Source organism: Staphylococcus sp. CoH_129_LAB_1 (genome assembly GCF_058191515.1).
The window spans coordinates 1-273 of sequence record NZ_JBXWKZ010000077.1 but is presented as its reverse complement, the minus strand read 5'-3'; the positions used below and the strand labels follow the sequence as shown (position 1 = coordinate 273).

Annotated in this window: 1 pseudogene; it reads right to left on the bottom strand. The window is 77.3% G+C overall.

What is annotated here, in order from left to right:
* Window positions 1-257: pseudogene (locus tag AC2FB1_RS11185) on the bottom strand (hypothetical protein); the annotation flags it as partial.
* Window positions 258-273 lie beyond the last annotated feature (16 nt).

Here is a 273-nt window from a genome sequence, read left to right as displayed (position 1 = left end):
CCCCCGAGCCGGCCGAGCCAGGTGGTGGGGACGCCGTGCAGCTGGCGCTCGACGGCCTCCCTGGCGGGACCGTCGCCGACGATCGCGACCGAGACGCCCGGCACTCCGCGGAGCACGCGCAGCCGCTCCACCTGCTTCTCCGGCGCGATCCGGCCGACGTAGCCGACGACCACCTCGCCGTCCGGCGAGAGCCGCTCCCGCAGCGCGGCGGCCTCCGGCGTCCGGCGATTGTTGGGGTGATACCGCTCCAGGTCCACGCCGCGGCCCCACCGC